The 26,305-nt window shown below is 47.1% G+C and carries 16 protein-coding genes; 3 read left to right on the top strand and 13 right to left on the bottom strand.

Features of this window, described 5'->3' with window-relative positions:
* Nucleotides 1-120 precede the first annotated feature (120 nt).
* The 7 genes from MKY99_RS15440 to MKY99_RS15410 form a co-directional block, all read right to left on the bottom strand.
* Nucleotides 121-2,433: a helix-turn-helix domain-containing protein gene (locus MKY99_RS15440; protein WP_076283709.1), complete on the bottom strand. Its 2,313-nt coding sequence runs from the start codon at nucleotides 2,431-2,433 to the stop codon at nucleotides 121-123.
* Nucleotides 2,434-2,616: 183 nt separating this feature from the next.
* A complete protein-coding gene (locus MKY99_RS15435; protein WP_076283710.1) occupies nucleotides 2,617-3,420 on the bottom strand; it encodes a polysaccharide deacetylase family protein in 804 nt (267 codons plus the stop codon).
* Nucleotides 3,413-4,471, bottom strand: coding sequence for a glycoside hydrolase family 88 protein (locus tag MKY99_RS15430; protein WP_339241129.1), 1,059 nt, complete (start codon nucleotides 4,469-4,471; stop codon nucleotides 3,413-3,415). The genes MKY99_RS15435 and MKY99_RS15430 overlap by 8 nt, the downstream gene beginning before the upstream one ends.
* A 338-nt stretch (nucleotides 4,472-4,809) precedes the next feature.
* Entirely contained in the window at nucleotides 4,810-5,724 is a 915-nt protein-coding gene (locus MKY99_RS15425; protein WP_339264794.1) for an N-acetylneuraminate lyase, read from the bottom strand.
* A 30-nt stretch (nucleotides 5,725-5,754) separates the two neighbouring features.
* Complete coding sequence (locus MKY99_RS15420) at nucleotides 5,755-6,510, bottom strand: carbohydrate ABC transporter permease (RefSeq protein WP_179086710.1); 756 nt, start codon at nucleotides 6,508-6,510, stop codon at nucleotides 5,755-5,757.
* Between the two features lie 199 nt (nucleotides 6,511-6,709).
* On the bottom strand, nucleotides 6,710-7,654 hold the full coding sequence (locus tag MKY99_RS15415; protein WP_076283714.1) for a sugar ABC transporter permease: 945 nt from the start codon (nucleotides 7,652-7,654) through the stop codon (nucleotides 6,710-6,712).
* Nucleotides 7,655-7,738: 84 nt separating this feature from the next.
* Nucleotides 7,739-9,112: an extracellular solute-binding protein gene (locus MKY99_RS15410; protein ID WP_339264793.1), complete on the bottom strand. Its 1,374-nt coding sequence runs from the start codon at nucleotides 9,110-9,112 to the stop codon at nucleotides 7,739-7,741.
* Nucleotides 9,113-9,351: 239 nt separating this feature from the next.
* On the opposite strand from MKY99_RS15410, the gene MKY99_RS15405 reads away from it, so the two are divergent.
* The 3 genes from MKY99_RS15405 to MKY99_RS15395 all read left to right on the top strand — a co-directional run bounded on the left by MKY99_RS15405 (nucleotide 9,352) and on the right by MKY99_RS15395 (nucleotide 15,269).
* Nucleotides 9,352-11,151: a sensor histidine kinase gene (locus tag MKY99_RS15405; RefSeq protein ID WP_076283716.1), complete on the top strand. Its 1,800-nt coding sequence runs from the start codon at nucleotides 9,352-9,354 to the stop codon at nucleotides 11,149-11,151.
* Nucleotides 11,132-12,727: a response regulator gene (locus MKY99_RS15400; protein ID WP_339264790.1), complete on the top strand. Its 1,596-nt coding sequence runs from the start codon at nucleotides 11,132-11,134 to the stop codon at nucleotides 12,725-12,727. Before MKY99_RS15405 ends, MKY99_RS15400 begins: the two co-directional genes overlap by 20 nt.
* Before the next feature lie 79 nt (nucleotides 12,728-12,806).
* The gene (locus MKY99_RS15395) at nucleotides 12,807-15,269 is read left to right on the top strand and encodes a LamG domain-containing protein (protein WP_339264788.1); all 2,463 of its coding nucleotides are present in this window, start codon (nucleotides 12,807-12,809) and stop codon (nucleotides 15,267-15,269) included.
* Nucleotides 15,270-15,485: 216 nt separating this feature from the next.
* On the opposite strand, the gene MKY99_RS15390 is transcribed toward MKY99_RS15395, so the two are convergent.
* The 6 genes from MKY99_RS15390 to MKY99_RS15365 form a co-directional block, all read right to left on the bottom strand.
* Nucleotides 15,486-16,472, bottom strand: a complete 987-nt coding sequence (locus tag MKY99_RS15390; protein ID WP_339264786.1) for an alpha/beta hydrolase — start codon at nucleotides 16,470-16,472, stop codon at nucleotides 15,486-15,488.
* 231 nt (nucleotides 16,473-16,703) lie between these two features.
* Nucleotides 16,704-19,955: a chitinase N-terminal domain-containing protein gene (locus MKY99_RS15385; RefSeq protein WP_339271664.1), complete on the bottom strand. Its 3,252-nt coding sequence runs from the start codon at nucleotides 19,953-19,955 to the stop codon at nucleotides 16,704-16,706.
* A gap of 465 nt (nucleotides 19,956-20,420) precedes the next feature.
* Nucleotides 20,421-20,909, bottom strand: coding sequence for a YfbM family protein (locus MKY99_RS15380; RefSeq protein WP_339264784.1), 489 nt, complete (start codon nucleotides 20,907-20,909; stop codon nucleotides 20,421-20,423).
* 333 nt (nucleotides 20,910-21,242) lie between these two features.
* The gene (locus tag MKY99_RS15375; RefSeq protein ID WP_042188420.1) at nucleotides 21,243-22,511 is read right to left on the bottom strand and encodes a cytosine deaminase; all 1,269 of its coding nucleotides are present in this window, start codon (nucleotides 22,509-22,511) and stop codon (nucleotides 21,243-21,245) included.
* A complete protein-coding gene (gene codB / locus MKY99_RS15370) occupies nucleotides 22,480-23,757 on the bottom strand; it encodes a cytosine permease (RefSeq protein WP_339241117.1) in 1,278 nt (425 codons plus the stop codon). Before codB ends, MKY99_RS15375 begins: the two co-directional genes overlap by 32 nt.
* A 498-nt stretch (nucleotides 23,758-24,255) precedes the next feature.
* The gene (locus MKY99_RS15365; RefSeq protein WP_339264782.1) at nucleotides 24,256-26,178 is read right to left on the bottom strand and encodes an AraC family transcriptional regulator; all 1,923 of its coding nucleotides are present in this window, start codon (nucleotides 26,176-26,178) and stop codon (nucleotides 24,256-24,258) included.
* Between the last annotated feature and the right edge of the window lie 127 nt (nucleotides 26,179-26,305).

Genomic DNA, 26,305 nt, shown 5'->3' with positions numbered 1-26,305 from the left:
AGGATAAGAAGCCTTAACCCGGAAAGAGACGCCTTATGCTATGAGTGACTTTTCTTACAAGATGTCGGGTCGCATTTTTTATGCTTCGTTCATTTTTTTGTGATGAGTTTCGTAAAAATCTTATTCCACGGTGATTTCGGCATTCGTATCTAGCATCCAATCCCGATGTTCCGAAGGCGTCATGCCTGTATATTTCTTAAATGCCCGTAAAAAGCTTCGAGTATTGTTATACCCAACCTCTTCGGCAATATCGTTGATTTTGCGATTCTTATCTATGAGCAAGCCAACAGCAGCTTTAATCCGTGTCTCAATCAAGTAATCAATGAAGTTCTTCTCGGTATGCTCTTTGAACAATTTGCTGATGTACGTAGGAGTGAGCTCAAACTGATCAGCCAACTGTGCAAGTGAAAATTCGCTTTCTCTATAATGCTCCTCGATATAGATCAACATGGCCTCGATCAATTTATTACTGCCCCGCTGCTCCCGCTTCTCTTTTACTTTGCTTGCTATCTGCGTAAGCACGTCCAGCACGATCTGCTCCAGTACCTTCCAATCATGACAACGGTTCATTCGTTCGTGTAGATTGCCCATGCTATCTAGTACTTCGTCTGTTTCAATGCCTGTCACAGCAATGGCCTGCAACGATTTTATCACCAGCTCATAGGATAAATGCCGGATGAGTTCCGGGGACAGACTGTTCCCAATCGCCTCCTGGTATAAGAGTGCAACAGTTATCCTGATTTTCTCGATCTCCGTGTGCCTAAGCGCTTCAATAATGCGCTCTGTCATTTTAATGAGCCGGTAATAATATTGATTATCCGAGCCGATCAAATCTTCAAATGAGATAACGGCATGGCTGCCGAACACCATGCGATATTGAAGTGCTTTTTGTGATTGCTCATACGATGTCGGAATATCCTTCATATCGAAATAACATCTACCTACCCCTGCCGTTACGCATAGTCCGAACTGATGCTTCATAATGTCCAGAATGAGTTCAAGAATCGTTAGGGCATGCAAATGGTTCTGTTCCACATCTCCTTCTGCGAAGCTAAAAATAATGGCAGATCTACCTGAACCTAAATCGATTGCAATGCCGGCGGTCTCCATATTGATCAACTCTTCGGCGACATTACAGAACACATAGGTATATAGCGTCTCATCCTTGGAGCTCATACTGCCTTCTTTCTCAATCTCAGCTGTACAGACGACAAACATGCTCGGATGCAATGGAAACCCAGTAAATTCTAACTGGATGCTTACGGACGAATACTCAGTTCGATAACCCGCTAACATATCCATCACGATTCTCCATTTCAGGATCGGCTTGGAGTCCCGAACTCGCTGCTCCAACTGCTCGCGATCCATGAACATTTGATCAAATACCGTCTCTAAATAATCAAGTCTGGCGGCGTGCTCCGGCTTCATTGGTTTGAATGCGCCAGTCATTTTATTTGCCAAGCGATCCAGCGGTCTAAAGGTTCGACGGTTCACGTAGAACAGCACGGATAATGCGAGTACGACCATCAAGACAACAATCCCGATCATAAGATTTCGAATCGATGCTAATGGATGGTACAACTGAGTCTCAGGAATAACGCTTACAATTCTCCAACCCGTATAATTGGACTTCGTATAGAAGATGGACTGCTTGCCTCCATTCCATTCGACTGCGAATTGCCCACTCCCCTTCTCACCTAGTATCCGGTTGATGTAAGGAATGTCTGTCATATTCTTATATAATTGTGATTTGTCATCATGCGTCACGATGTTCCCTTTGTCATCGATGATGAACGTATGTATTCCTTCTTGATTGCCATCGAACACATCGCTAATCATGCGGTAGAGTACCTCTTCATTAATATTGACAGCTACAAGACCTTTCCGGTAAGCCGGACTACTAATTAGCGGATAGGGTCGGATTAATGTGACGACATCCTGCATTTTCTCCCCATCCCATATCTTGTGCGTCGCGATCCACTTCGTATAACCATCCATATCTAGATAACTTCCTAACCAATGATCTTCTGACTCGTTTTTGTTGATATAAGCTTTATCCGTTAATACATCACCGCTCGTATTCGAGTAAATAAAGACGGAGGAAAATTGATTGTTGGCATGAACCATCGTTTTCAATTTGTTCGATAAACCGAAGAAATTCGCATACTTCTGTGAGACATCATCGTAACTGTCATACATGAAATACACGTATTCAAGTTGTTCAGATAAATTCAGCAAATCTTTCTCTGTTGAGCGAAACACGAGTTCGATCTTATCGTCGATCTGCTTGAGTAGCGCAATATGTGTATCTTTCAAATCACTACGCAGACGTCCTACCATCCCGAAATAAGACAAGCTAAAGGTAAGGATAATAACGATGATAAAGATCGATCCATAAATCATCATAACTTTCCCCGAAATACTTAAGCGCATAACATATCCCTCCCTCAGCAGATGATTGGATGTCATTCATTTCGTCGTGAATTCCTATATCACTCTTTAAAATTCTAGAAATAGAAAAACTCCCTCCTGTTCCATCGTTTCTCTCTAGTTAAGAGCCTTGATGGACAAAAGGGAATCTATCTTGATTACGAATTCGTTGTTTGCGTGGTCAGATTACCGTACCAGTATTATTTGACTTCCGCCTTTCACTTCAATGACTTCACCATTCACTTCCAGCCATATCGAATGATAAGAGGGATTGTATACAAGATCCATCGCAGCAGAAAATCGTAGGCTCTGATAGATTCGCATGTAATCTACGATTTCGATGTTCGTCGCGTACCATATATCCTCACGACCACTAACCGATTCACAAAAGCTCTCGATTAGTTCCCAATTACTGTCTTGATCGAACTCGTAGCTGTGTCCCCAGATATACATCAAATAAAGATGCTGTCTTCGACCAAGCTGCTTGAATGTCTCGGTCAACGCAAGAAGGTTTTGGTTGTGGTGACAGGTCGGGTTCCACGCGAAGTAATCATCTGGCAGGTGAAAATTCCCATGACTTAGGACGTTTCTGGCATATTCGATCCCGAGGTGTGGGAGCATCTCTTGGATCTGGCGGTTGAATGAACCGTTGGGATAGGAAAACCCTCTGATCGGGTAGCCTGTGACTCGTTCTATAGACTTCCTGTCTTCAATTATCTCACCAACGATTTGCTCCCTTGAACATCGTGTTAGTGTCGGATGCGTAACCGTATGCACCGCGATTTCATGGCCTTTGTACAGATCCTTGACTTCTTCCAAAGGAATTCGTTCGTGATGTCCGGCCAGGCCTGAATTTAAATGGAAAGTTCCTTTAATGCCATATTGATTGAATAAGTGCAACAATCGTCTATCGGCTGATCTTCCGTCATCATAACTCATCGTGAGTACCTTATGTTTCCCCTCAGGGAACGTCAGTTGTACATTAGGCATAGAATTTTCCACAGTCTGCGTGTGCGAGTGATAACAGAATAAGAGTTAGCCCTTGGCCATACAGGGTCGGAATGCACGGAATTTCATCATAGGCCGCAATGCTCGGCATAACTGGCGTTCCTCCAGATACCCCTTGTACTGTACCGTCAGGGTCAATCCGATCTATAACGCCATGCAATGCCAGATTAATGGCTTTCTTGTATGAATCATCCAGCCAACCTAATCGCATACCAGCTAACCAACCCGCCGCGATGCCTGCGCTCCCGGATGTCTCCTTATAAAATTCGGATTGATCCATGACGGTACTCCACATGCCAGATACCCCTTGGAAATGCCGTAGTCCTGCTGCAAGCCGCTGGTATCGTTCTACAATCTCATCTGAAAATGGCGTCGTGGTACCAATCTCCTCCGCAATCCAAGGAATTGCGAGGATGACCCATGCATTCGCACGCGTCCAACGAGCGGAGGACATATGATTCTTCTCCTCACAATTCCAGCCATGGAACAATACACCCGTTGACGGATCCTGAAGCACACGTAAATGGCTAAGTAGTTGGAATTCCGCTTCTATCGCGTATTTGCGATCACCAGTTAGCTTTGCAAGTCGAGCCAGAAAGAGTACGGTCATAAATAAGCTGTCCGCCCACACTTGTTCGGAAAACTGAACATTCTCCGTGACTGTATGCTCAAAAGTACCTTCCCGCGTGCGTGGTGCTTCCGTTAGCATCCAATCCCCGACATTGAGCGCGGTATCCAAGTACCAATGTTCGCCCCCCAGCCGATACAAATCAGGGAAGATCGCATACGGCGCCATGGAATTGATGACATTTACTTGCTCACTCAATTGTTTATTTCGAGCCGTCCATTGAAGCAAATATTCGATGGCTTCATGATTGTTCATTAATTTGCCGTAAGCCAGAATTGAAATGACGCCGACGCCCGGAACCCAATCCCAGCTATCGATACCCATTCCCCAATCATTCGTCGTCTTATCGATCATCCGATGATAGACGCGATCCGCTAGTTCAGCTAGTTCATCTTTTCCCAACATCTAGATCCTCTCCCCTGAACAAGAATCATACTTTTGTTGTTCCCTTTCAAAAGGCTCTATTGTAAATGTAAAGGATATCCCCCTCAAAACTTGAGTAAATGTTCAGGTTTTATGGGGAATTTCCAAATTAGCAAGAAAGCATTGGAATAACACATGGTAATATTCACTTACTGCTCATCATTCCTTTTGGAACAGAAGCGCATATCATGGGTTTGTTTTTCCGTGACAGGTTTATTGGACAAAACAAGATATTTTTGCCTGGAAGGTGAGGGCAAGCTGCTAGTTGCGCCGATCGCATGTATTCTTTACATCCTGGCTCCATTGTCATCATCAATTTATTACACTTGATAAGCCGATACCTTCAAAACAGCACTTTTTTCATAAAACGTTCGGATTGCCGCTGTCTCTACCTCCGTCAGTTGCTTTAGCGGCTGCCTTGCTCTGTACGAGCGGATAATGCCCTGTGCATAGCAAATATACTTCTCATAAGGGATCACATCGAAAGACACCATATTCGCAATGACCTCATTCGCCTCGCCCTGCAGTTCTGAAAGACTTGACCAGTTCCCATGTTCCGCTTCTTGATACATCTGAACGAATAACGGAGCCATCATATTATAGGTGCTGCCTATAGCGCCGTCGGCTCCAGTGAGCGCGCCAGCCGCATACACCTCATCATGTCCGTTAAAGATTAGAAAGCGGTCTCCGCAGCGGGCACGAATTTGCTGCATCTCGAACAGGTTGAGGGATGTGAATTTGACGCCGATGCATTGGGGATACTGGGCCATCTCTTCGTAGAAATCCATCGATAATTGGACGCCTGTCGCTCCCGGGTAATGATAGATAAGCATCGGCAGCGGGACAGCGGCCATAATTGCAATATAGTGTTCCTTGATCTGTTCAACTGTCGTCTTGTAATAAAACGGCACCACTGCCGACATCGCATCGACGCCCTGCCGTTCGGCATGACGCGCCAACTCGATCGAAGCTTCCGTACCTATGGCTCCGACGTGGGCAATGATCGTTGACTTCCCCTCCGCCGCGCGGACGACTGTCTCCAGCACCTCTTGCCTCTCCACCGTATTCAGGATGAAGCCCTCACCAGTACTTCCGCCTACATAAAACCCTTTAACGCGCTGGCTTTGCAAATGTCGAACTAGACGGGCAAGTGACTCATGATCAATACTACCGTCATCGTGCATCGGCGTAATAAGCGCGGTATACACGCCTTTGAAATCATAAGAATTAGTCATCTCTATCGGCTCCTTTTTTTAAAAAAACTATCAACCCTTTACGCTCCCTGCGGTCATTCCCTCGATCAAATATTTCTGAATAAATGCGAAAATGACGATAATCGGTAAAATAACGATAACCCCGCTTGCGAGCAATCCGCCCCAGTTGGTCGAACCCATGCTTTCCATCAATTCGGCGATGCCGACCTGAACGGTCTTTGCGTCGATAGAGCTGGTTAAAATGAGCGAGTACTGGTAGTCGTTCCATCCGAGAATAAATGCATATAGTGTGATTGACACCAACCCCGGCAAACTAAGCGGAATAATGACTGTGAACAGCGTCCGCCACTTGCCTGATCCGTCAATCGCCGCTGCTTCCTCCAGCTCGGGCGGTATGGTACGGAAAAACCCGCTCATAATCCACACACCAACAGGTATCGTCAGTGTCCCGTAAATTAAGACCAAAATCGCTTTCGTATTCAGCAGTGAAAACGCTGCCGCTATTTTGTACCAGGGAATCATGATCAACGGACCCTGAATCATCTGGGCCAGCACGATTAGCACGACGACCAGGCTAACGCCGGGTACCTTATAGCGGGCCAGACCATAGCCGCTAATGCAGGCGATGGCTCCTGTAACCAGTGCGGTGATACCGCATACGATAATTGAATTGAGCAGCAGTCGGGGCAGCTGAAATCCTACATCGCCAAGCGCCCATCTGTAATGATCCCAAGTCAAATTGTCCACGATCCAGGTCGGAATCGTTGAGAACATTTCCGTGTCCGACTTCAGCGTCGTGACGATCAACCAAGCGAACGGCAGCAGCGTGAATACCATCAACAGCGCCAGCCAGACATAATTTGCCGTTCTTTGAGCAAAAGACTCTTTCATAAGTCGCACCTCGAATCATGCATCGTTGTTAGTGGTACTACCCTGCATAGTACAAGCAGGACCAAGACTCGTAAGAACATCGTTTTAATCGGGTATAATATCGTTCCTCTGATGCCTATTCTAGGTTTCGGCCGAACAGACGCGAGTAAATACCGACGAGAATCAATACTATCGCCATCGACAGCGTAGCGATGGCCGAACCTTTGCCGAGATCGAAGTAAACGAATGAATTCGTATATAAATACGTCGGCAAAATACTGGTCGAATAGCCCGGTCCACCGTTCGTCAGCGCCCATATCATTTCGAATTTGGTCCAGGAGGAGACAATGCTGACAAGCCCGGTGACGTACATGATCGGCTTGAGCATTGGCAGCGTAATCCGGGTAAACCTCTGCCACGCGGAAGCCCCATCCATATGCGCCGCCTCAATCATTTCTTGGGAGATGCCCGTGAGTCCAGATAGCATCATCAGCGTAATATAGGGGAATCCCTTCCACGCCGACGTTAGCAGCAGTGCGGGCCAGACCAGTTGTTCATCTCCAAGCCAGACGATATTTTCCGAAATCAAGTGAAACATTTTTAAATAATGATTGAATAGTCCGTAATGACCGTCGTAAATCCACTTCCAGACAATGCCGATAATAACGACCGGCGATACCCATGGAACCATCATCAATCCACGCCACAACCCTCTGAACCGTATCTTGCTGAACAGAATAATTGCGGCGGGTATTGCAATCGCGAATTGAAGGGCAGTGGAACCCAGAACCCAGATGAAGCTGTTCCAGAAAATTTGCCAGAAAGCTCCGTCATTCACGAGCAGCTCCTTGTAATTACCGAAGCCGTTGAATGACATGCCACGTCCGGAGATGAGCGAATAGTCGTACAAGCTCAGCCGGATCGTTTCCACAAGCGGATAAAATTGAAATACTACAATATAAAGGACGACGGGCGCCAGCAAAAAATACCCGAAGCCGAATTCCCGAAAAAACGCCGAAACGCGTCCCCGCTGTCGGTTGAGCGGCGGATCCTGCCTATCTAGCCTCAGTATGTCGGACATTTCTTACGCTTCCTTTCCTTCACCGGTCCCATAACATCCTGTGAAGCTGCAATGGCTCGGCATGCAGCTCCAACGGAGTCTGGCCTATTCCAGTTTTGACTTGATTTTGTCAATGCCGTCTTTGATGGCGGCATATGCCTCTTCTACCGTCACTTTGTTGTTAAGCAGCTTGGCCATCTGTTCCTGAACGATGACTTCCATCTCGCTTTGTCCCGGAATTTTGTCCATCGGAACGCCGGATTCATCCAGCAGCTTGCTGAAGTCGTTCAGCATCGTCTTGTGTCCCTCTATCGCTTTTGGATAAATTTTTTCTGACTTCTTGATAATTTCATCGAGGCTTGTACTCTTGATCGCCGTCACGTTGACGACGGACGCTGCCGTGCTGTTGAATTCCTGGGATGACCATTCCTGAATGAGTCTCCAGGCGACTTCCTTGTTTTTACTGTCCTTGAACATCGCGATACCGACGTTCGATACCGGCGCTTTGGCTGATGTGCCTGAAGGCCCCTTCGGATACGCAATCGTACGGGAGACATTGACGATGTCTGGGTTAATGCTGTATACATTGGCTGTAAAGAACGTTCCCGCCGCAATCATGCCAACCTCGCCATTGCTGTATGCGCGAAACATTTCCGGGTACCCCCAGGTCAGATGCGCTTTCGGCTGATAAGGCTCCAGATTTTTGAAATGCTGAAGCGTTTCCAGGTATTTGTTTTTGCTCTCAGCTGACGTATCGCTCAGCAGCAGATTATTGCTATATGCGGCCGTGAACGGCACACGGAATGCGAACCGGGCTGTTCCAAGCGGATAGCCGAAACCGTACTTGCCGTCTTTCGTCATCGCCTTGGCTGCTTTCTCAACATCCTCCCACGTTTGCAAGTCCTCCAGCTTCATGCCTGCTTCGTTCAGCATTTTCTCATTGACGATCATCGTGAAGGAGTTCGCTAGATTCGGTACAGCGTACAGTTTGCCATCCTCTTGGGCATATTCCATCGTACCCCGCAGAAAATCGTCCTTCTTCAAATGCTCGCCTTCTTGCTCAAAATAGGGGGTCAAGTCTTCCAAGCCGTTCAATCGAACCAAATTGGTGATGTCTTGCGTTTGTGTGAGATCCGGGACGTCCCCCGAATTTAACATGACGGATAGTTTTTTCTCCATATCGGCCCACGACAGATACATGTACTCGATATTGACGTTCGGATATTTTTCCTTCATTCTCGCCTTGAACTGTTCAGCCAGCTCTTTCTCCGCCTCTGAAGTTCCCGGATAGACGAACCGGATGTCAGCCTTGACTGTGTTCCAGTCGATGGCCTCTCCGCTTGCCGCCGTCGATGGCGGCTGGCTGTTCTTTCCATTCTCTGCCGCGTTATTCCCGCCAGATGTTCCGCATCCGCTCGCTAACAGCGACAGTGCAACAACCACCGCGCCGAACCCAAATCTCTTTTTCCCCCTGCGCATATCTGATCATCCTCCCGTTTGGACTTGTCTTGCTTGTGCACAATCCCATCTTACCCGCAGATTCGATACGCAACAATGCGGCAATTTCAAGGTTTAGTGGACTTCGTCAAGTAACTGGTTTCGATCTTCTACCTCCATATTGAATGTAGAGAAAGGATTTGCTAATGTAACAGTATAAATTGCTTATAACATTATTTTCCTATGCGGATGATCAAGCGCCGACTGTTGGGAGGCTTTCCATGTTCGTATTCAGACATCTGCAAACGAAACTGTTCGTATCCTTTGTATTACTCGTCCTCATTCCGCTGCTGACGCTCGGCTTCTTTTCGTTTCGGACCGCCACCTCCTCTCTAGAGAAGGAAACGGAGCAAAATCAAGCCCAGACGGTACGCTTGATCGGCAATAACATCAAGCTGATGCTAGACGACGCCGGAGACATTACTTCCTACATTATGAATAACGTTAGCTTACAAAGCTTGCTCAGTCGGGATTATAACGGACCGGTCAACACTGAACAGGCTGCCGCACTTGCTTATCTCGACAACATCAAAGCCGCAAAAAAATACGTTAGCTTCCTTGTTATCTACGGCCAAAACGGCTTTTTGTACCGCGATTTCAGCGAGTTTTTCCGGCAGGTCATCCCTTATTCAGACTTCGCTGAGATGCCGCTATACACCGCTGTTGCTTCCCGGGACGGCGAGGCATTCTGGACGTATTACAGCACCCCCCTATTTACATTCGGGCACAGCTACAATGAAATTATGATTGGACGGCGGATCGTCGATTTATATGACCCGGACAACAAGCTCGGCTTGCTTTTTATGGGTGTTAATCGTGACGCTATCGGCAATATCATTCAGGACATTGAGATTGTGCGCTCGTCTAACATCTTTATTTTTGATGACAACTACAATCTTGTATCGAGCAAAAGTCAGGACAACGGATTAAAAAAAACACTGATGGACGATCTGAAACTCAAGCAGCAGCTTTCACTTAAGTCGCATTCGGAGATCTATGATATTAACGGAAAGCGTTATTCCGTCGCCAGTACGGTCGTGGAACCATATCTTTGGAACATTGTAAGCCTCACACCGCTGGAAATTATCCGTAGCCAACACCGAATCATGCTAAATGTAACTCTCGCCCTATCGGTATCGCTGCTCGCTCTCGTCGGGTTCTGCTCGGTATTCCTATCGCGCAGTATTACAAAACCGATTAAGAAGTTACTCCGTTCCATGAACAACTTCAAACGGGGCGACTTCAACCAGAATGTCGAGGTCACCTCACGAGATGAGATTGGATTGCTTACCCAAAAGTACAATGATATGGTCATGGAAACGAACAGTCTCATTCAGAAAGTGTACATTAGTCAAACAAAACAAAAGATGATTGAACTTAAGACGCTTCAGACTCAGATCGAACCGCACTTTCTGTACAATACGCTGGACTATATTTTCCTTAAATCGAAAATGAACGGTGATGATAATACAGCCCAGGTAACGCAATCCCTGACTGAGCTCTTCCGTCTTTCTCTTAACAAGGGTAAAGATTATTATACGATTCGTCAGGAGCTGAGCCAGGTCAAGGCCTATATTCATATCCAATATGCCCGCTTTCCGAACCGATTCATTCCTTGTTATGAGATCGATCCTGACATCATTCACTTCTATATGATGAAGCTACTGCTGCAGCCATTGGTGGAAAACGTGATTCTACACGCCTTTAGTACAAAGCGGGCACAGCCCGGCACGCTCTCGATCAGAGGAAGAAAACTGGACGAGCAGCGGGTTGAATTCGTCGTCGAAGATGATGGATGCGGCATGAGCCCGGAGATGGCAAGTTCTCTGCTTGAAAGTGATACCAGCGGCACCGGTTATGGCATCCGTAACGTCAATGAAAGACTGACGATGATGTTCGGGCCGGAATACGCACTACGTATTGAGAGTGAACTGGGGCATGGCACACGTGTTATGCTGGTTATCCCGCTCATATCAGACGAAAACCAATGGAGGCTGCTTTATGAAAATCATGGTCATTGACGACGAACCCATCGTACCTCAAGCCCTTCGTGCCCTTATTCCATGGGAGGAGCATGGTTTTACTTGGCTTCCGCCTGCCGATAACGGAGATGAAGCGCTGGAGCTTATCGAGCGTGACAAGCCCGATCTGCTGTTACTGGATTGCCGGATGCCGGGCAAAACTGGCCTGGAGCTGTTGCAGGAAATCCATGCGCGGGAGCTGCCGGTTAAATCGATCATCTTGAGCGGACACGACGAGTTCACGTACGCACAGCAGGCGCTCAAGCTAGGCGCCCTGGATTATTTACTAAAGCCACCGGATCTCGACCAGCTGCTGAATGTTGTCCTATCCATCCAACAGCAATGGAAAGATGAGCAAAAGCTCAAAAGTCAACTTAAGGACCATCTGCCGCTGATCCGTTTCCGTTTTCTTACTTCTTTGCTGGAGGGCGCCTGCTTCAACGACGATCTGTTCGTGGAAAAAACGGAGTTCCTACACATCCCTCTACGGATCGGTCCCGTATATCTAGCAATCATCGAGTTGGACGAAGATCCAGACTTTCCGAAAAACTACTCTTACGAAGATCAGCAGTTGATGAACTTTGCTGTTATGAATATAGCTGAGGAGACGCTTGAGGCATGGCCTGACAAATTCTTAATTTGTCCTGAGCACAACCGATTCATTCTGCAGGCCAATGTCACACCGTCGCAGAAGGCTCAGTTTCGGGAGGATTTGTGCAGACTGGTAAGAAATCTGCGCGAGGCGCTTCACTATATGGTGATGATCGGGGTATCGGTGCAAGGGATGAGCCTCAATACGGAGGGCAAACATCTCTATCAATCGGCTCGGACGGCGTTGGAGTACAAATACTATACCGGTCAAAACCAGGTCGTGTTCGTTGAGGATCTGGAATGGGAAAATACCGTCTCACCGAATCAGAAGTTTCCAGCTTCCACTCCAGTTGACGAAGCGCTTCAACTTGCGCTCAAAGTCGGTAATCCCGATCAGCTCACCCGATGGCTAGAGGACTTTATCCAACATTTGAAGAGCCGCGACTATCCTGTACAAGTGACCAAATCCATTGCACTCCAGCACATGGTGGCAGCTGCGGACTCGCTGATGGGCATGCACCCGAAGCTGGCACTCGACGAACTGCTTCCCGCAGGTCAAATTACGATGTTCTTCGAGACATCTACGCTGGAGCAGTTAGTGGAAGAAATGCGACGCTATCTGGACGTACTTCTGCGGCGGACCCTCGATTTTCGCAAAGTCGGTAAAAACGCTATCGTGGAAAAGACAAAGCGATTTATTGAGGATAATTTCAGGGAGTATGTGACGCTGGAGACAGCAGCACAGGCAGTCTACTTGTCGCCCGTCTATCTAAGCTTTTTGTTCAAGCAGGTCCAAGGCATCAACCTGTCGGATTACTTGACCGAAATACGGCTTGCCGAAGCGAGACGATTACTTGCGGAAACCTCTCTGAAAACCTATGAGGTGGCACTCCGCTCCGGCTACCAAGACGAGAAATATTTCTGCCGTCTGTTCAAAAAAAGGACTGGCCTGACACCGACCGAATACCGCAATCGCCAAAATTGATCAGCCATACCGCTCAAAAGATTAATATAATCTACCAAATCTAGACTCTATCCAATAGGTTAGAAAGAGTTGATTTGGTATGATTCTTAATGTAAGCGCTTTATATTTTATGTCCAAGGAGCTGATGATTCTTTTGAAACAAGCTGTTTCCTGTTTGCTGCTCGTTTGTCTTATGGCGGCTTTGGCTGTGCCAGCAGCCGCTACTGGTTACCGTGTCGATCCGAAACGGATCTATGCAAATGATGGCACCAATGATTTCTGGTGGTCTCATACGCGTTGTGCCACCCTGCCGGGACAAGGTCAAAATGGCACTCCGGCGATATTGTGCACGGCATCCAAAGATTTGAACGACAACCACTCTGACGTGTTTTATGACATCGCCTACACGGTCAGCACTAATCTTGGTGACAACTGGACGCCTTACAACGTTATCCCGCAATACGATTGGAAGACACTTCCGAATGGCTACAGGGGCATGCTCATCGATCCCGTTCCTGTCTATCATGCTGCAACCGGCAAGATCATACTGCTTGGCATGGCGCAGTCGTACGACGCCAATTTCGGCAAAAAGCAAACCTATCCGGCATACGCCGTATTCGACCCAACTATCGAAGCCTGGAGTGCAGATTGGCAACTCTTTGATTGGCCACAAGTATTCGGTCATGCGGGAAGCTCTTATCCACACATAGACGAGCAGACGGGCAAGGTGTTATGGCCGATCCATTCGACCTCCGGCTCTGGCGCGCTGCAAGTTGTGACCGCCTCCTTCGACGGGACCTCGTTGATATACGAAAGCATGAGCGGTACGGTCCCGAACACCGGCGTACACGGCAATCGTTCAGGTATCGAGGCTTCGCTGACCATGTTCGGCGGCGAATACTTCCTGACGAGCCGTGATGACACGAATAATCGTTTGACCAAGAGCGTCAACGGTATCGACTGGCAGCCCGCCGTTGATCTACAGTGGGAAGACGGCACTCCCATCGTCGGTAGCATGAATACGCAGATGCATTGGATTACGCGACCGGACGGCTTGTATCTCGTTTATACTCGGCAAGATTCCGTCAATTCGGATGTGTTCCGATATCGGGCGCCTCTATGGATGGCCAAGATGAATCCGGAAACGCTTAGGCTTAAGAAGGAAACAGAGCACAACGTGATGCCGAACACGACCGATCGTGCGCAGCTCGGGAACTTTGGCACGCTGGATGTTACGCCAGAGCTGAGTATTGTGACCAGCAATGAGTGGAATTCGCTCCAGCCTAACAGTACCATCGTGTCGCGTATCTGGTGGAACCGTTCATTGCTCGGGAGCTGGCCGCTGAACGAAACAGCCGGGATGACGGCCGTCGATACATCAAGTGCAGGACACGACGGCTCGATCTCAGGTGCAGTACCGGGCGCGGAAGGGCACTTTGGTCCAGCACTGAGCTTCTCCCAAGCTGGCGATCACGTCAACCTTGGCCATTCTGCGGACGGCTCGTTTGACTTCGGCTCGACGCAAGACTTTACTGTCTCGGCATGGGTCAAGACAAGCCATACCGGATCGATCCAATATATCGTGAACAAAGGCGATACCAACGGCTCCTTCTGGCTTCGCTTCGAAGCGGACGGCTCACTCCGATTCTTGCTCGATTACGGGAATACGTTCGATGCAGTACAGTCCGCCGTTTCCTTAGCGGACGGTAAGTGGCATCATGTCGCTGGCGCGGCAGACCGCGATGCCGGACTACGGCTGTATGTCGACGGATTGATTGTCGCGCAATCCTCTGCGTTCCTGGGAGGCGACATAGTTAGCAACCTCCCCCTGACGATTGGTTCTAATTCAGCTTTGACGTTAAAGGGGCTGATTTCTGAGGTTAAATTATTCAATTATGTCTTAGAAGAACATGAGATGCTTGCTCTTGGTGGTGTCGCTGGCAGCTGGAGCTTTGACGAACCGACGGTGGGAAGCGGCATTATCACAGCCAACGATATAAGCGATTACGAATACGGGATGCTTTTGAACGGCGTGGCTCGCAGCTCATCAGGTAAATCAGGTGGAGCTGTCCAATTCTCGGGAAGTGGACAATTCGTCAAGCTTGGTGATCCGGATTCCGGCTTGTACGACTTCGGCACAGATCAAGACTTTAGCCTGACCGCTTGGTTTAGAACCAATGTTGTCGGCACGCCGAAATACATCGTAAATAAAGGGGATACTAACGCTTCCTATGCCCTGCGAATCGAGAGCAACAATACAATTCGATTCTGGCTCGATTACGGTAGCACCGCCGATGTCGTACAATCGACGCAGACGTATACAGACGGCAACTGGCATCATGTCGCGGCTGTAGCAGATCGGGACACGGGACTGAGACTGTATGTAGACGGTATATTAGTTGGAGAAAATAATTCGCTGCTCGGAGGTAACATCTCGAACAAACTGTCGTTGACCGCCGGACATAACTCGTCCTCCACAATGAACGGCCTAATCGACGAGGTTCGGCTGTACCGCTATGCGTTAACGGAAGAACTTTTACTGAACGAAATTGTAGGTGATTAAATCGGTGTACAGTTCCTTGTAGGACAAGTACTTGGACCTTAGCGCTGATTCTCTCTTGATCGGCAGATGTGACACAAGAATTGGAATCAAACAAAAACACCCTAATGCATTATGAAGTGCACCCCTTAGAATAGACATCGGATAAACCCCCTGGTTTATCCGATGAAATTCTAGAGGGTGCACTTCAATTTCGGCTCCGCAGTTCAATTATTAACCCTACAATTGGATTTGTTTCATGTAAGCTTTGAATTCCTCAGCGATTTCTTTGTATTTTGTATGATGCAGGTAATGAGAACCTTCCATCGGGATCATTTTTCCCTGTGCGGATTGTTTGACTTGCTCTTCATGAAGCGGAATCCACTGTTTATTGTGCTCATTATTCGATTGAACGAAGAGAAGCAACGGCAAGTCTTTTGGCATTGTGAGTTTTTCTCCATTTTTAAAATTGGAACCGAGGTGGCTCAGTTCATTCATCAACGTTGGATTGGTCGCGACTTGATTCGAAATCAAACGCATCTGTTCTTTGGTATGCTCATCAAATGCAAGCGATTTATACGCATCTCCGCTAACTTTTTGGAACAATCTCATCAGACCAGATTTTTGAAGAAATTGCATGGATTTCAAAGGTAATTTGACATCCATCCCGGGTTGATTGGGAACGCTGCTATCGATGCCGACAAAAGCAAGAACTTCATCCGGATAAGTATTCACATAGGTTGCTCCGTAAAGTCCCGCAATGGAATGTCCCATTAGAATGTAACTGTCTAAACCCAGTTGCTGCAAAGCTTCGTGCACCTCACTTACTATATTCTCCGTCGTTCTTTCCTTCTCGGTTTTATCGCTCAAGCCATAACCGAAAGGCTCGACTACCACGACTTTATAATTAGGGGTAATTTCATCGATCAGCAATTTGAAATCAAGTGCAGGTGACGGGGTTCCTTGTCCCGGTAGGAGTACAACGGTTTGTTCTCCGCTGCCTTGAATGAGCACATTCATCTTTTTCCCATCCACATTGACATACTGGCCATAGGATTCGATTTTCTTTTTCTCTACCCCATCGCTGATTGCATCAACGATAAAAACGATGCCCATGAACAGCACGAGCGCCCCTACAATACCACCGATTATTTTTAACCATAGGTTCCGTTTCTTGTGGCTCTTAGTCCCAGTTGTTTTTATTTCTACCTTATTTGCCACGTTCATCTCTTCCCTTCCTTGTCTCTGTATCTGAAGTGCCGCCTTGACGACATATTCAAAGTGTAATCAACTAAGATGTACTCATCGTGACGACAATATGAACGGAATATGAACAAGTCAAAAAGGAGGCATTATATCTGAAAGATATAAGCACCTCCTGGAGACATATTTAGATCAACAGCAAATAGGTATGCAACACCTTGGAATACTTCTTACAAGATTTAAACGCTCATCGTATTATTTGTTGACGGTTACGTTGATGATATCACTTATGGTCTCTCCCGCTGCATTAACCAGCTCCGCCCGGTATTCATAATTGCCGGAAGCGCGACCAGTGACGTCAGTCGTAGCGTTCTGCGCCGAAGGCGTGTTGGCGTTTAGCGCTTGCGTGTCGATCAGTTGCCCGTTCTCATAAAGGCGGTACTCTGTGGCATTAGTGCCCCACCACAGATTCATCGTTACTTTATAAGAGCCATCTCCGTCCCAGTTGTCATGGGCCAGGACCGGTTTGCCCGGTGCGGCATCGCGGATCGTCACCGTGAGCGGCTGGCTCTTGGTTGTGCCGTATTTGTTGGTTAGCTCCACTGTGTATATATAGGTGCCATTCGGCTTACCGTAAAGCGCTGTGCTTGCCATCTGCGCGGAAGGAGATAGATCCTTCAGAGACTTGGAATCGATCAGTGTGCCATTCTCATAAAGCTTGTAGCTGGTAGCGTTATTGCCCCACCAGAGGTTCATGGTGACGGTAAAGTTACCGTCACTGAGTCCATAACCGTAGCCGCTGTTCGAAGACAACACTGGCTGTCCAGGCTTGTCAGTTGCAAGCGCCGCTCCGCCAGTAATTTGGAACGTGTAGCTCTTTTCGGCAGTGTTGCCTGCGGCGTCGGTCACGACGTAGTTTACAGTATGGGACCCGGCACCCAGCTCCGCAGCATTCAGGGTCTGTCCGTCAGCTATGGGCTGTCCATCCAGCAGAAGCTGCTTGGAGGTGACGCCAGACAGATTATCTTCGGCAGCCAATACAAACTTAAGCTGGGCTTCCTCCTCCACATCTCCGACCGCATGACCGGACTCCGTCAGCTCCGCTGTCGGTGAAACCGTGTCGATATTAAGGCTCAGTGTCTTAGTTTCTTCCGCCTTTCCCTTGCCCGAAACCGCATGATAAGACAGCGTATGCCGTCCATCTTTGCTTACGACCAACGGAGTGCTGTATACGGCTTCCGCACCGCCGTTCAGCGAGTAATAAACCTTAGCTGTATCAGAGTCGGCCTTCAGGGTTACTTCGGTGGGCTGGTTCAACCAGCCGGCAGCGTTCGGATTTGCCGACAGGGTTGCCGTCGTTACCGGAGCCCCCACTTCTTCCACAATGCTGAAGTCTCCGAGACTTCTAGGTTTTAGTTGGTATACATCTTTGAAGATCGCGGCTACGCCCGTAATATCGAGCTTCTGTCCTTCCGCATAAGGGAAGCTGTCTTTCGTGATGCCCGTCCGGGCATCCACGCGAATGTGATTGCTTGTCCCGTCATCGGCGATGGCGTCAAATTCAAAGGAACCGCTTGGAGTGGCTGTGATAATATTCGTCACTTTCACGTCTTTAAGCTTGAGCAGCTGACCTTGATTGGTATCGTTCACTGCCGGCACGTCAACGGACTCGGGCAGCTTCGCAGTGCCGGTCTTCTCGATCTGCACAACTTCGGTCAACTCTAGCTCCGTATTGTACAGCGCCGTGGACGCTGTTACCTTGACCGTGTCGCCGGCATGGAAGTCACTTTGGCTCTGGTAGACATAAAGTCCGCCGGTCTCATCCTGCAGATAAAAGGTTTGCCCCCCGAAAATACCCGGCTCAGTCGTTACGATCCCCTCAACCGTCACCAAGGATCCAACAATCTTTGTCCGGGCTTCGCCGATGGAAACGGTCGCCGGAATCGGATCTTCCTCGTCCGGCAGCGGTTCTGCTGGGACGTTACCGAGCGTTACTGATTCGGTCTTCAGGTTCGTTCCGTTCTGGCGCAGACGCAGATTGGATGCAGCCGTGGTGCCCGGTTTGATCTGCACGGTCAGATCTTTGTAGGCATGGCCGTTCAAGTCTGAAGTCAGGCTAAAGTTGGTGCTGTAAGCATAGCTACTCGGCCAAGTGCCGTCACTGTTCTGGATCTTGGCGATCTGGGCACCGCTACTCACCTGATAGATACCCAATTGGAATCCTGATACGCTCGTATTGGCAGGGAGATTATCTGCGCTGACACGAATCTGGAAATCCTGCGCGTTCGGCAGCACCGTTTGGTGCGTGAAATTGTACACCGCACTTGCAGTAGCCGCCGGTCCGCCGTAAGAGCCCGCCTTGTAGCTGGTGCGGTCAAACCATTTGTAGCCGGCATTCGGAGCGGCCCATGGCTCTGGCTGCGGCTCGGTGGAAAGCGTCGGCTCTTCGAACGGCAGCAGTTGCGTCGGCTGATCCAGCGTCAGGCCACTTACCTTGGTGAAATCCGTATAGCTCTCTTGTTCGGCGAGCCAGTTAACGGTGTTCACCAGGAGCTCAGCATCGTCAGCCTCCTTGAAGCCATCGTAAGTCGTTTTTTTGGCACCGGTATCCTCGCGCAAATACTTCGGTGTGGCATCCTCGACTGGGGAGGAGTCGCCGAGAAAGGCGGCTTTGCCGGCACCTTTTTTCGCCACGGCCACATAAGGACCTTCCGCTACGCCGCCGCCATTGTAGACACCTTGGTCCACCGCGTTGCCCCAAGCATTGTTGGTTTTCGGCAGATAGACGATGCCCTTCGCCCGGGTCGGGTCGAGGATTGCCAGCGTGGAGCCGGCATGCATGGCTACACTTGATACTCCTGATGTAATACCGAAGGCCTGATCGGGAGCCACGATGTTGGTGGCGTTAATGTCACCGAGCGCATTGAAGCGGAACCGGACACCGAACTCTTCCGCCAGCCAGTCGGAGCTGACCACGCCTTGCATTGCCGCGGAACCGGCCTCTTCAGTGCTCATTCCTTTGGCCGGGTTGTCCCAAGCTCCGCGGCGGTAACCGTTGAATGCCTCATTGCCGTCCCAGCGGTTCTTATTGCGGTCCGCATTGTAATGATCTCCGATGAAGAAGATGCTGCCGCCGTTCTCCACGTATTCTGCCATAGCTGCCTGCTCGCTGGATTTATATGGAATGTTAGATTCGGCCACGACGAAGACGTCATAGCTGGAAAGATCGCCTAGCGTAATCGGAGTGGTCTTACGAAGCTCTTTTACGTAATAGCCTTCTTGCGCAAGCGCATTGCCAAAATCGGAAAAAGCGCCATCAATAACCCAGTCGGCCGCTCCGGCCGTCTGCGCGTGGGTATTGTCAAACAGAATTTTCTGGCCTGCATGCTCGTTGACCACTTTGGCTTCAATGAATGGGGCGGGGTCGCTTGGTCCCTCAGCGTATATCGCCGAGCCGGCTCCGAATGCGAATAAATGCAGGGGTACGGCAACAGATGCAACCAGCATGCTTTTTAGCAGCTTCTTATTCCAACCTGAACGCTTCTCCTTCATATTCTTCCTCCTTAAGATATAGATCGGTGGATTTTTCCATAATTGTCCACCGCTTTCGTCTAATATGCTATCTCATAAGGATTAGGAAAAACATAGATTTTTGTAAAGTGTTGTAAATTTATACTTTCGGCCTATACAGTGGGTGAAAACAAGGTCGAATCTTGGAAATAAGCTATGAAAAAAGTCTTAGTGATACTGGAGTTTGGGTCCGGAATGTCCTAAGTGATTCTACAAAAATATAACAACTTTCAGCGGCAAGTAAAGTAATAGACTGACCCTAGAATTAAAACAGCGACAAAACAGCGACAGCAAAGGACGAAAAATATAGTCCTAGACTGTCGCTGTTTAATTGAACTAACGTTTCATGTTAGTTTAGCACTATTTGATATATTAGCCCCTGAATGATTCAAATTATTGGAATCAGAAAATATAGAAGATGAGACCTTTGCCCTTCGCTACAGTTTGACTGTAGAAACGCCGGATTTCGTTAAAATGCTGAAGCATGTAAGCAAAGAACTCGTCCTTATCCTCGTCTGAAACAGTATCAGGATCTAGAGGATATACCTCGTTCTTGACCATGGCCGGGAAATTATACCGCAAACGGAGCTGTGCTTCAACCAGCGTAGACATAGCCTGAAGCGCTTCTGCAACTTGCTCGGCACGTAAGGAAAAAGCCCCGTATGAGCCAAAATCGATGGCTCTTTCTGACGTCAGTGGAACAACATACCCAAGAGGCGCATCTCCATCGGAGATATCTCCACAAAGCAAGTAGTGAATCGCCTCCCAGGATCTATCAATGTCCAGTCCGGGATAATCGTCTATTTTCAAACTCTTCAATGCAATGTCTCCTACTGAGATTTTCTGCACCAGATTGTCATCCATTGCAAAGTAATAACCACGCATTCCCATGTTCTCAACCTTCTTTACATTTTTAATCCCATAAATTTCCATGCACTGTTATTGTAAACTGCCTGTTAGCTGAGTGAAACATCGTCTATTGAAAAACGGTTATCACAACCAATATATAAAATCCCACTTTTTTCTCTTTTGAATGTACTTATAACAAATTTTACTGTGCTGAAGTACTGATTCATGAACTGAGTCCTACACTAGACACTAAAAAATCCCCCCATGTATACAGGAAGAGTTCACAATCACGTGATCTCTTATATTCCTGACTATCATGAGGGGATTTTTGGCTAAAAAGCAGGCGCTGCTTGATGCAGCACATACTTCATTCGATTATTTATTGAAAGTAATCTTTTCCGAACCGTTCTCAAGAATAATCGAAGTGTCCCGCGGCTTTGTTTCCGCGATTTTGCGGCCGGCTCTGAACGAATAAAGTACTCCGGCCTGTTTACGAATGGTCTCATACTCATTCTCTGCTTCAAGAACGATGAAATTGGCAGGTTTACCTACTTCAATGCCATACATATCCTCGATATTCAACGTCCTTGCGCTATTTTTCGTAATAAGATCGATTGAATTTACGATTTGATCGTATCCGAGCAACTGAGAAGCATGAATACCCATGTGCAGCACCTGAAGCATATTGCCTGTGCCAAGCGGATACCATGGATCAAAAATGTCATCGTGACCGAAGCATACATTAAGTCCCGCTTCCAGCAGTTCTTTGACGCGAGTTAACCCTCTTCTTTTCGGATAAGTGTCAAAGCGTCCCTGCAGATGGATGTTAACCAGAGGATTGGAGACAAAATTTAGGTCAGCCATCTTCAGTAATCTAAACAATTTGTACGTATATGCGTCATTGTATGACCCCATCGCCGTCGTGTGGCTTGCTGTCGTACGGGAGCCAAGCCCGCGTTCGTAAGCTTCTTTGGCTACAACTTCCAAGAAACGGGATTGCTCGTCATCGATTTCGTCGCAATGGATATCGATCAGACGGTCGTATTTTTCAGCGAGGTCAAACGCAACCTTCATCGAATCAACGCCATATTCTCTTGTGAATTCGAAGTGTGGAATACCACCCACCACGTCAACGCCCATTTTCAGCGACTCTTCTAGTAATTCCACGCCGTTCGGGAAGGAGTGAATACCTTCCTGTGGAAAAGCGACAAGCTGGATGTCAATGAACGGTGCCATTTCTTCTTTTACTTCAAGCATCGCTTTTACGGCGGTCAAGCTTGGATCAGTAACGTCTACATGTGTTCGTACATGCTGGATACCCTGCGCGATCTGCCACTTCAATGCAGTTTTGGAACGCGTTTTGACGTCTTCATGCGTCAGGAAGGCCTTGCGTTCTGACCAACGCTGGATGCCTTCAAACAGTGTTCCGCTCAAATTCCATTCCGGCTCACCTGCTGTTAACGTTGTATCCAAGTGAATATGAGGTTCAATGAACGGCGGCAGCACAAGTGAGCCGTTAACATCAATTACTTCCTCATTCGCAGTTAGTTCCATTGACTGCGTTATAAGCTCAAACTTCCCATCTTTCACAACAATATTCCATAAACCTTCTTTACCCCGCAATTTTGCGTTCTGTATAATCATTTTTATTCCCCATTTCTTTGGATTCTTTCTTAGCAACGATCAGCATTATCACGGTGTATACAACCGCTGTTCCAATCAGTGCATTAAGTGGTGTTATTCCTGGAGCCAGCTGGGCGAAGGCCACGCCGATAACCCAAGCCACCATCGCGATCCAGTTTACATTTTTGAAAGTCATGTCGGCAAATGGTTTATAGTTTCTGCGCTTCACAATAAAATAGTCTGCGATGATGATCGCCCCGATGGACGGTATCGCCGCGCCCAGCACATTCAGGAAACCAACGAAATTGTTGTACATCCACATGGCAAATACGGTACCCACGATGCCGTTAACGATAACGAAAAACTTTTTCGAAATTTTAGTGATATTGGCAAAGCCCAGCCCGGAAGCGTAAAGTGCGTTATCGTTAGTTGTCCAGATGTTCAGCCCCAGTACGATGATCGCAGGAATGAGCAATCCTTGCAAGAACATGACCTCCGAGATATCTGCCAAATTATAAGCCATTGCGCCGACTGCACCGAAGAGAAACATAAGTGAGTTCCCTAGAAAGAACGAAATGACCGTTGCAGTAACCGCCTGCCGGGAGGTTCTGGCAAACCGGGCAAAATCGGGCGTCAACGTTCCGCCGCTAATGAATGACCCGATACAAATGGTCAATGCTGCTGCTGCGGTGAGCGACTCTGTTGGTGTGTAATCGAGCAACCCTTGCATACCACCCAGCGTGTTTACTCCTTCGAACACGGAGTAACCACCGAGAATAGCAATGGCCGGAACTGCTATATAACCCAGAATGACGAGCGACTTCATGCCGAAGATGGCTGATGCCGTCATTGCGAGACCAAACACGAAGATCAAAAGGTACACATTCCAGTCCATCGCTCTGGCGACCGGTACCGCGAACATGGCTACACCGACACCGAACCATCCGACCTGTGTGAAGCCAAGCAGGAAAGAAGGAAGGTACGAGCCTTTTTCACCGAACGCATATTTTGCAAGCAAATGCGTGGAAAGACCTGTTTTGGCAGCGATATGTGCCAGTGCTCCGGTATAGATGCCGAGTGCCAGATTACCGGCAAGCACGATTCCAATGAACTCCATGAATGTCAAACTGACCCCTAACGTTCCCCCTGCCAACATGCTTGCGGAAAAGAAAGTGAATGCTAACATGACGGAGAACGTCTTTCCAAAATGATTTCTCTGCGTTTTCGGCACCGCTTGCCACGAAAACTCTTGATCTTGTTTACTCATCAGAATACCCCCAGTATAAAGTGTCCTGATACCAAAAAAGCAGAAACAAAAGAGGCTACTCGTCAGATCTAACTGACAAGTAGCCTCTTTTGTTCATCATAATCCGCGCTAAGACACAGAGCATCCCTTGACGGAATATGCCCTGCTTCTCACGTGATTATAAAAATCCGCTGTCCTTGTCAGCCTCTCTGGACTGAATTAAAGGTACCAGTATTCAATTACATTCTATTATTTTAGAAAAACCTATAGATGTCAATGTCATTAATATCCATTGATATAAATCCTCTTTTGAATGCTGCGCTTGGAATTATTATGTGGATGAGGTCGACCAAGGCACTTGCTCATAGTACAAAGCCTTATGTGGTACCGGACAACCTCACTCTCGGAGTTCCTCCACTTCCTATCAGGAACGGCCTGATCCACAGTCCAAACGGAGCGGTTATTTAATTTATTCAGGAGGTGGATTCCGTTTCGCTCAGATGTGCCATATCTATTAAATTATTTAGTAGTGCCAAGTAATAAATTAACAATCGTATCCAGCTGAAGCTCTAATGAAAAAGGATCCTCCATTACGAATTCATCATGATAGTTATCACCATACAAATAAACTTTGCCATTTTTCACTGCAGGGATGCCTTTCCATATGTTACTTTCCATTGCTTTATTTGTTGCATCAGCATCGCCATTATAAACAAAAACATAATCCCCTAAGTATTCTGGGAGCACTTCAAGTGAAATCGATTCAAACCCCTCAGCCATATTTTTTGCACTTTCTGTTGGAGGCAGCTGCAGCATATTGTATATAGTGGAAGAACCATAGTTTCCTCCCTTTGCCGCTAAGACGTATACCGCTTTTTCTGAAAATGAAACAACCGAAACGGTTTCCCCTTCCTTGATAACACCGGCGAGTTTCGACTTTGCTTCAGCTACTTTCTGTTCGTATTGCGCAATCCATTCTTCTGCTTCTTTTTCTTTTCCGAATATCTTGCTTACACCCCTGAATTTATCAAGCGGCCCTGCGGTTGTTAACCCCTCCCAATAAGGCAGAAAAACAGTCGTTCCAATCTTCTCATATTGTTCTATGTTCTCATCGATTGAACCGATAATTAAGTCCGGATCTAGCATCGTTAATTTTTCCAGATTTAAAGGAAAATCCCCTAAATCTTCAATCTTCTCGATCGTTTCTTTCGGAATGTCCGCCTTTTCCATCCAGCCTTCATCCAGCATAAATGTTCTTGCACCGATTGGAACAATTCCTAATTTCAATAAATGTCCCATATATTGGTCAGCCGCTACTCTTTTCGGCTCTGCAGGTACTTCCACATCTCCCTTTGGCGTTGATACTATTCGAGTCTTCGAACTTTCTTCTAATACTGTTTGATTAACGGTTCCATTCCCAGTACTCTGCTCCTTCGCAGCTGTGCCCGTCCCGCTTGAGCAAGCACCTAATAATAGAGAACCGCAAAGCAGCAAAGCTGCCGTCGTTTGAGATTTTGTCATTTTAAACATATGTAATTCCCCTTTTTCCGTATTATGATAATGATTATCATTATTAATATACTGTTGAACGATGTGTTCAAAAATAGAGGATGTGGGGAAGTTTGATGGACTTTCAGCAACTTTATGTGCCTGTAACTCTCTTGTTCTAAAATGTGCAGGGGATACACCTTTTCTTTTCTTAAAAATTCGGCTGAAATAATAAACGTCTTTATAACCAATGCTTGCTGCAATTTCCCCGACAGAAGCCTCTGTTGTCATTAAAAGCTCTGTTGCCCGTTCAAGCCTAAAACGAATTAAGTAATCAATCGGACTCATACCTGTGTACTCTTTAAACAATGATGACAAATGATAAGCACTGAAATTAAATACTTCCGCAAGAGAATCTAATGTAATTGGGTCCGCATAGTATTCCTGAATATAGGTGATTACTTGGACTGCAACACTTGTTTGTTTCACCTCAGTCTCTTTTCTATATAATTCTTTTAAAACCTGATCAATGAATTGATAAAACAGTGATTTAACATGGAGTCTCTCTTCTTGCCTGTTCCATTTTTGATGCATCATTTGAATTTTGTTATAAAGTAAAATGGGTGCATCAGGGGAAAAACAATATTGTATTTGGAAGGGATCCTCTTCATGAATCCATGCACGGTAGTAAATAATATAGTAAACAAATTTTTTGCTTGTCGGAACAATATTGAGGCTCGCCCCTTTCCCGCTATGGAGGATTTGAAATCCTGTAAAAGAAAATTCGGCCTGATCTAACTGAACTTGAGCGCTCCCATGTACCGAAAGTAAAAAAATACTGGCAGGAATCTTATATTTTTGAAGAATTTCGCCTTGAACCATTTCAATTTGGCGTACATCCAATAACTTGACGGTCGCTTGATCCCATAGAAATATTTGATTGTTGATGTGCATAATGACTACCCCTTCGTTATCTGTCTAATGATCATCATAAATGATAACCATTATCAATAACAGTTGTCTAAAGATAATAAATGTCTAGACTGAAGAAAACTGCTAAAATGTAGTTAATGTATAGTGT

The organism is Paenibacillus sp. FSL R5-0470, from assembly GCF_037975205.1.
Classification (GTDB): domain Bacteria; phylum Bacillota; class Bacilli; order Paenibacillales; family Paenibacillaceae; genus Paenibacillus_AQ.
The sequence above is the reverse complement of the archived record's forward strand: the minus strand, read 5'-3'. Positions and strand labels throughout refer to the sequence as shown.

Coding starts and splice junctions, on each gene's coding strand:
- MKY99_RS15390 (WP_339264786.1), bottom strand. CDS start 16,472: ATGAACGTGGCAAATAAGGTAGAAATAAAAACAACTGGGACTAAGAGC.
- MKY99_RS15430 (WP_339241129.1), bottom strand. CDS start 4,471: ATGTTGGGAAAAGATGAACTAGCTGAACTAGCGGATCGCGTCTATCAT.
- MKY99_RS15440 (WP_076283709.1), bottom strand. CDS start 2,433: ATGCGCTTAAGTATTTCGGGGAAAGTTATGATGATTTATGGATCGATC.
- MKY99_RS15415 (WP_076283714.1), bottom strand. CDS start 7,654: ATGTCCGACATACTGAGGCTAGATAGGCAGGATCCGCCGCTCAACCGA.
- MKY99_RS15410 (WP_339264793.1), bottom strand. CDS start 9,112: ATGCGCAGGGGGAAAAAGAGATTTGGGTTCGGCGCGGTGGTTGTTGCA.
- MKY99_RS15385 (WP_339271664.1), bottom strand. CDS start 19,955: ATGCTGGTTGCATCTGTTGCCGTACCCCTGCATTTATTCGCATTCGGA.
- MKY99_RS15435 (WP_076283710.1), bottom strand. CDS start 3,420: ATGCCTAATGTACAACTGACGTTCCCTGAGGGGAAACATAAGGTACTC.
- MKY99_RS15400 (WP_339264790.1), top strand. CDS start 11,132: ATGAAAATCATGGTCATTGACGACGAACCCATCGTACCTCAAGCCCTT.
- MKY99_RS15375 (WP_042188420.1), bottom strand. CDS start 22,511: ATGATTATACAGAACGCAAAATTGCGGGGTAAAGAAGGTTTATGGAAT.
- MKY99_RS15425 (WP_339264794.1), bottom strand. CDS start 5,724: ATGACTAATTCTTATGATTTCAAAGGCGTGTATACCGCGCTTATTACG.
- codB (WP_339241117.1), bottom strand. CDS start 23,757: ATGAGTAAACAAGATCAAGAGTTTTCGTGGCAAGCGGTGCCGAAAACG.
- MKY99_RS15405 (WP_076283716.1), top strand. CDS start 9,352: ATGTTCGTATTCAGACATCTGCAAACGAAACTGTTCGTATCCTTTGTA.
- MKY99_RS15365 (WP_339264782.1), bottom strand. CDS start 26,178: ATGCACATCAACAATCAAATATTTCTATGGGATCAAGCGACCGTCAAG.
- MKY99_RS15395 (WP_339264788.1), top strand. CDS start 12,807: ATGATTCTTAATGTAAGCGCTTTATATTTTATGTCCAAGGAGCTGATG.
- MKY99_RS15380 (WP_339264784.1), bottom strand. CDS start 20,909: ATGGGAATGCGTGGTTATTACTTTGCAATGGATGACAATCTGGTGCAG.